At 37.4% G+C, this 6,164-nt stretch carries 7 protein-coding genes and 1 tRNA gene; 3 read left to right on the top strand and 5 right to left on the bottom strand.

Translation table 11 applies throughout. The annotated features are described in order from the left end of the window. Window positions 1–103: 103 nt before the first annotated feature. Window positions 104–1,795, top strand: coding sequence for an ABC transporter ATP-binding protein (locus tag RMB03_RS05650; RefSeq protein ID WP_311074543.1), 1,692 nt, complete (start codon window positions 104–106; stop codon window positions 1,793–1,795). A 56-nt stretch (window positions 1,796–1,851) separates the two neighbouring features. Here the strand turns inward: RMB03_RS05650 and hisA are convergent, their stop codons facing one another. The 5 genes from hisA to hisB form a co-directional block, all read right to left on the bottom strand. Then, entirely contained in the window at window positions 1,852–2,583 is a 732-nt protein-coding gene (gene hisA, locus RMB03_RS05655) for a 1-(5-phosphoribosyl)-5-[(5-phosphoribosylamino)methylideneamino]imidazole-4-carboxamide isomerase (RefSeq protein ID WP_004639792.1), read from the bottom strand. 94 nt (window positions 2,584–2,677) lie between these two features. Further along, window positions 2,678–3,319, bottom strand: a complete 642-nt coding sequence (locus RMB03_RS05660; RefSeq protein WP_311074546.1) for a 3'-5' exonuclease — start codon at window positions 3,317–3,319, stop codon at window positions 2,678–2,680. A gap of 60 nt (window positions 3,320–3,379) precedes the next feature. After that, complete coding sequence (locus tag RMB03_RS05665) at window positions 3,380–3,955, bottom strand: DUF805 domain-containing protein (protein ID WP_311074549.1); 576 nt, start codon at window positions 3,953–3,955, stop codon at window positions 3,380–3,382. Window positions 3,956–4,107: 152 nt separating this feature from the next. Continuing rightward, window positions 4,108–4,725: an imidazole glycerol phosphate synthase subunit HisH gene (hisH, locus tag RMB03_RS05670; protein ID WP_311074551.1), complete on the bottom strand. Its 618-nt coding sequence runs from the start codon at window positions 4,723–4,725 to the stop codon at window positions 4,108–4,110. Then, a complete protein-coding gene (hisB, locus tag RMB03_RS05675) occupies window positions 4,725–5,318 on the bottom strand; it encodes an imidazoleglycerol-phosphate dehydratase HisB (RefSeq protein ID WP_004639787.1) in 594 nt (197 codons plus the stop codon). The genes hisH and hisB overlap by 1 nt, the downstream gene beginning before the upstream one ends. Before the next feature lie 102 nt (window positions 5,319–5,420). Between hisB and RMB03_RS05680 the strand changes: the two genes are divergently transcribed. Together RMB03_RS05680 and RMB03_RS05685 are read left to right on the top strand one after the other, a co-directional pair. Then, window positions 5,421–5,804, top strand: a complete 384-nt coding sequence (locus RMB03_RS05680) for a GNAT family N-acetyltransferase (protein ID WP_003653877.1) — start codon at window positions 5,421–5,423, stop codon at window positions 5,802–5,804. A 105-nt stretch (window positions 5,805–5,909) separates the two neighbouring features. After that, window positions 5,910–5,985, top strand: a tRNA-Phe gene (locus RMB03_RS05685). The last annotated feature ends 179 nt before the right edge of the window (window positions 5,986–6,164 follow it).

Consider the following 6,164-nt stretch of genomic DNA (forward strand, 5'->3'; position numbering starts at 1 on the left):
TTTTAAACAAAAAAATATGAATAAGAATAAATAAGGCAAGTTATGATATTTCTTGTGTAATGAAATTATTTTTAACTCGTTTTAATAGAAAAAAGATACAGAAATGAAGTTTTTATTAAGTTCGCAAGATATTCAAAACTATAAATTTTTATGGCAGGTTTCTAAAGAAAATTATAAGAAACAGAAGGGTAGTATGTTTCTCATGTTTTTATTAGTGATGTTTACAGCATTCTTTACGACATTATTGCCATACTTGTTAAAAATTATTATTGATTACTCTGCACAGGAATATAACTTTTCACTAGATATTCGACTCCCATTTAATTTCTTATATCTAATTGTACTCGCGTATGCTGCAGCATGGTTAGCGAATGAGTTATGTCATTGGACGCAAAATATCTTTAGTGCTTATTTGATGGTTGATTTCAAAGGTGCATTAATCTTTGCGGGCCTAAAAAATTATTTAAACCTCAAAAAAGATGAGCAAGATCAAATTGAGGCTGGAACAGTAATCAGTGATCTTGCAAGAGGAAGTTCTGCTTTTGGTGAGATTAATCTAACATTACTGCTTCATTTGGGCCCAATTATTTTTCAATTGGTCATGATCTTTGCAGTTTTATTTACAACCATTAGCTTACTTTTTAGTATCAGTTTTTTATTGGTAGCTATCGTTATTTTTTTAGTTTCCTTTCATATAAATAAAACAAGCAGTTCATTATTCGATTCGATGTATCAAAAAGATAATCAGGTGAATAGTCATTTGATACATCAGATTTCAAATTCATATGAAATTAAAGTAAAAAATGCGGTACCGTTTCAATTGTTAAAATTTAATGCCACATTAGATTCATACATCACAACAGCTAAAGATAGGAACAAGAAAATAGGGCTATTGATGATTTCTCAATTGTTCCTGATCTTTCTATTTTTACTCATTTTTATGTTATTTACAGTGTTTCTTTCAACTGAAAAGCAATTGACTCCGGGTGCTTTCGTATTGATAAGTACTTATATTATTCAACTCACCAATCCATTTTTAGCTGTTTCCCAAAGCTTGATGCGTTTAAATGGCAACTTTGTCGCCTTAGCAAAATATCGAAAATACTTTGATCTCAATAAAGAAAATTATACGCATTCTATCGTTCAAGACTCCAACGTTCTCTTTCAATTTATAAATGCTCAATTTTTATTAGGGAAAAGAGCTGTAGATCATTTTAATTTAACAATCTTAACCAATAAAACATATGTCGTGATTGGCCCAACAGGTCTAGGTAAGACTTCTCTGATGAATTATTTAATGGGGGTATATCAGATTCAGTCAGGACAGCTTTTGTATAAAAATATCGATATTAGCCATAATTTTTCCAAGCCTATTTTTGATGAGGTTGTTTACGTTGCGCAGCAACCTGTTATTTTTCCTTATTCTTTAAGAGAGAATTTGGTCTATAACTCTCAGCATATATATGAAGATTCTTACTTACTTCAGATGCTTGAGCAGTTTAATTTATTACATATTTTGAAAAAACATCAATTAACGCTCGATGATGATTTAACTGAAATTTATAAGAATTTTTCAGGAGGAGAAAAGCAAAGAATTTGCATTCTTCGAGGACTTTTAGCTCGCCCGCAGCTCATCATCCTAGACGAACCGACTGCCGCCTTGGACGTAGATACTGCAAAAAATATACTTGAATATATTCAGCAGGTTGTTCCATCTGTAATTATGATTACACATTCACCCTACGCAATGGAGCTTGCAGATGAGGTTATCGATTTAGAAAAGTTATTAAACTAAAGATAATCAAAAAATAAAAAAAGAGCCTAAACAGACTCTTTTTTACATCTTAAAAATTAAAGACGATTTTCATCTAACAAAAGCTGAGCTTCACGAAGGCTCAGTGTGCCTTCATAAATTGCACGGCCTGTAATCGCACCTAAAATGCCTGGTTGGCCTATTAAGTTACGAACGTCATCAAGGTTAGTTACACCACCTGAAGCAATTACTGGTAAGCCTGAGTATTGAGCCAAGTTTACAGTTTGCTCAACGTTTACACCTTGCATCATGCCATCACGAGCAATGTCTGTGTAAACAATGCTAGACACACCTGCATCAGCAAAACGTTTTGCTAAATCAGTTGCTTTAACGTCAGTTACATTAGCCCAACCGTCAGTTGCAACCATACCATTCATGGCATCAATACCAACAATGATGTGGCCTGCAAAGCGTTTACAAGCTTCTTCTACAAATTCAGGCTCTTGAACTGCTTTAGTGCCAATAATGACAAAAGTCACGCCAGCTTCTAAATAATGCTCAATTGTTTCTAAAGAGCGAATACCACCACCAATTTGAATTGGTAATTCTGGCTGAGCTTTAGCAATTGCTTCAACAATAGGTTTATGAATTGGAGTGCCTGCGAAAGCGCCATTCAAATCGACCAAATGCAAACGACGTGCGCCTTCATTTACCCAATGCTGGGCAGTTGCAACTGGATCGTCAGAGAAAACGGTATCGTCTTCCATACGCCCTTGTTTTAAACGCACACATTTACCATCTTTCAGGTCAATTGCAGGAATGATTAGCATGCTTCCGCTCCTTGCTTCATCATGATTATGAAATTTTGCACATCTTAGCAAAGTATTGATCAATCGCTAAGCCTTAGAAAAGACTTTTATAACTTTACGCTTGAAGTGCGGTTTGAATAGTTTGAGAAATGTGAGCGGGTAATAGTTTTTGTTCTCTGAGCGCTTGAAATACCAATAAAGCAGCATATGCATCAGCAGCAGCGTAACTGATTTGCTGAGAGCTAAGTGGCTTTCGTGCCCAGTTTGACGTTCCGATTTTTTTCGACTTTGCAAGATATTGCTCAAATAACAGCGCAACTGCTTTTTGTACCCCCAGTTGCTGTTTAAAACCAAAATGGCTAAAGCCTTTTGCGAGGTCGACACAACCTTCGAGTTCAATGCCTTTTTTATGAAAAATATGGTTATCGTTTTTGAGGCCAAAACCGACTTTAATTTGTTTGGGGTTAGATAAAATGGGCTGCAAAAATTTTAAAGTGAATGAATTTACATGAAACAGATATGCTTTTTGTTCAGTCGCTAACTGAATAAGGTGTGGGCCTGTCGAGACTTCGCCCACCCGAAACGTGGGTTTTGATTCGGAATCAAATCCTAAAAAATGGGCTGCTTTTAATTCATTTTCAATATTTTTACATTGCTCGATATTTTCAATCACCACAATATTTTGGTGGGTAAGATTTTCAAAAGGAGGAAGCTGCTGAATAGAGGCTTTATCAAGGAGGGGAAAGGCTTCGGACATATTTAACAGCGTACAAAAGAATTGAGCTATTAGCTTTATATATGAATAAAGCCTAGAGAACTAGGCTTTATAAAGGACCACAAGAAATTCTTGAGACTGAGAAGGAGTACCAATGACAACGCTTTCGCTTTTCTCAACATAACCTTCATAGGTTGGAGCCATGATTGTGGCAACAATAGCAAAGACAAAAGCAAGTGGAATCAGGACAATATAGATCCAGCCTAAAACACGCTCCCAACCAAGAGTCGGGCGCTGCGGGCCGTAATCATTAGTCCCCTCTGTACCTTTTGCCACAAATAGATAAATCATAAAAATAAAGTTTACAGCAGGGATGAGCATCAGTAATGACAGCCATCCCGTATTATTACGATCATGTAAACGGCGGATAGTAAATATAAAGCTGACATAGATACAGGCAATATAAACAATACCTATAACAATCATTCCTGTGGTGGAAAGACCGCTTAAATCTTCACTATTTGTTAGTCCAAAAGTGAAAGCCACAATAAGAACTGCGATCACAATTACGAGTGAAAATAAGAGGGTCCATGCTGCATAAGAGAGTCGTCCAAAACGGCCACTTGCTTTAAAGGGGGAATCTTGTTGAATCGGTTGATTTTCAAAAGGTGAATTCATTTTGTTTTCCTGATCATTTGGTTTTATTTAAAAGTATAAATATTCAATATTTTGTTGAATAAAATATCATTCTATAAATGATTGGTTGTTATTATAAATAAAAAAATAGATCAGGCCATCTCGACCTGATCTATTTTATTTTTTAAAGGAAATTAAATATTCCATTCCACAAAGTTTTTCAGTAACTGCAAACCGGCAGTATGACTTTTCTCTGGGTGGAATTGAGTCGCAAATAAATTCTCTTTGTGAATTGCTGTGCAGAAGTTCACACCATAGTCACAGGTCGCAGCCACAACGCTTTCATCTTTTGGCTCGACATAATAACTATGTACAAAGTAGAAACGTGCATCTTGTTCGATATTGTTCCACATAGGGTGGTTTGGGTCCAATTGGTGAACCTGATTCCAACCCATATGAGGCACTTTTAACCCTTCCATTTGAGGGAAGTGTTTTACTAAGCCGTCAAAAATACCTAGTGCATCTACACCGCCATTTTCTTCAGAACTTTGTAGTAATGCTTGCATGCCCACACAAATCGCAAGAACTGGCTTATTAAAAGCAGCTTTACGTACGACTTCATCAATACTTGCTTCACGCATGCCTTGCATACAGTCACGCATTGCACCAACGCCCGGAAAAACAATTTTGTCGGCTTGTGCAATTAATTTTGGATCATTGGTCACATCGACTGTAGCGCCCACATACTCAAGTGCTTTAGCTGCTGAGTGTAGATTGCCCATGCCATAATCAAGTAACGCGATACGTGTCATTAGAGGCTACCTTTTGTCGATGCAATCGTGTTTTCTGCACGTGGATCAACTTCACATGCCATACGTAAAGCACGAGCTAGTGCTTTGAACACACTTTCAATTTGATGGTGGCTATTTTTACCTTTCAAATTATCGATGTGTAAGGTCATAAGCGCATGGTTTACGAAACCTTGGAAAAACTCAGAAAATAAATCTACATCAAATGTACCGATACGTGCGCGGGTAAATGGAATATCCATAAATAAACCCGGACGACCAGATAAATCTACAACAACACGAGACAAAGCTTCGTCTAATGGTGCATAAAAATGACCATAGCGTTTTAAACCTTTTTTATCGCCTAAAGCTTGTGCAAAAGCTTGCCCAAGCGTGATTCCACAGTCTTCTACGGTGTGGTGATCGTCAATATCGAGGTCTCCGTCACAATGAATATCGATATCAAATAAGCCATGTCGCTTGATTTGATCAATCATATGGTCTAAAAATGGAACTCCAGTGTTTAGTGTGCCTTGACCAGTACCGTCGAGATTTAATCGAACTCGAATTTTGGTTTCATTGGTATTTCTAACCACTTCACTGATACGTTGCGTCATGGACACGTTCCTCAAAAAAACGTCAAAAATGATTGGATGTAACGATAATTTCGCTGTGACGAATTCGTGACAGCATCATAGTTTGCTCAGGAGGGTTAATCAATGCCTATTACCGTACATGCTTATAGTTCTCTAGATAATTCAGAGATTCGCGATCAGCTTGAGCGACTGTATGATACAAGTCCGGAGTTTGGTGACGGGCACGATGCGATTGAACAACTTGAACAAGATTTACAACAGTATACCACGCTATACACTGCCGAATTTAACACCAAAATTATAGGGGCAATGTGGTCTTCAGGACAAGGTGAAAGCAAGGTTCTTGAATATATTGTTGTGCACCCTGCCAACCGTGGTCGTGGGGTAGCAGAGCGCTTAGTTGAAGAAGCTTGCCGTATAGAAGAGTCAAAAGGTGTGAAAATTTTTGAGCCGGGTTGTGGCGCTATTCATCGCTGTTTGGCTCATATTGGTAAATTACACCATTAAAAGTCCAGTTCGTATGTGATGGTGATTTAAAAATAATCACTTGTTACAAAAAACACGGAAGTTGCTTGACGTGATCATATAAACATTGTTTAATACGCCCACTTCGGCGTGATAGCTCAGTAGGTAGAGCAACGGATTGAAAATCCGTGTGTCCCCAGTTCGATCCTGGGTCTCGCCACCACTATATGTGTTTTCAATCCCTGATCCCATCAGGGATTTTTTTTGAGTATAAAAAATACTCATTTAAATCAAAAACTCAGGATAATAGTTGACTATTGTTCTGAGATACGGCTTAATACAGGCCATCGGCGTGATAGCTCAGTAGGTAGAGCAACGGATTGAAAATCCGTGTGTCCCCAG

Origin of the sequence: Acinetobacter sp. V91_7 (assembly GCF_031799075.1) — a bacterium.
Lineage (GTDB): Bacteria > Pseudomonadota > Gammaproteobacteria > Pseudomonadales > Moraxellaceae > Acinetobacter > Acinetobacter calcoaceticus.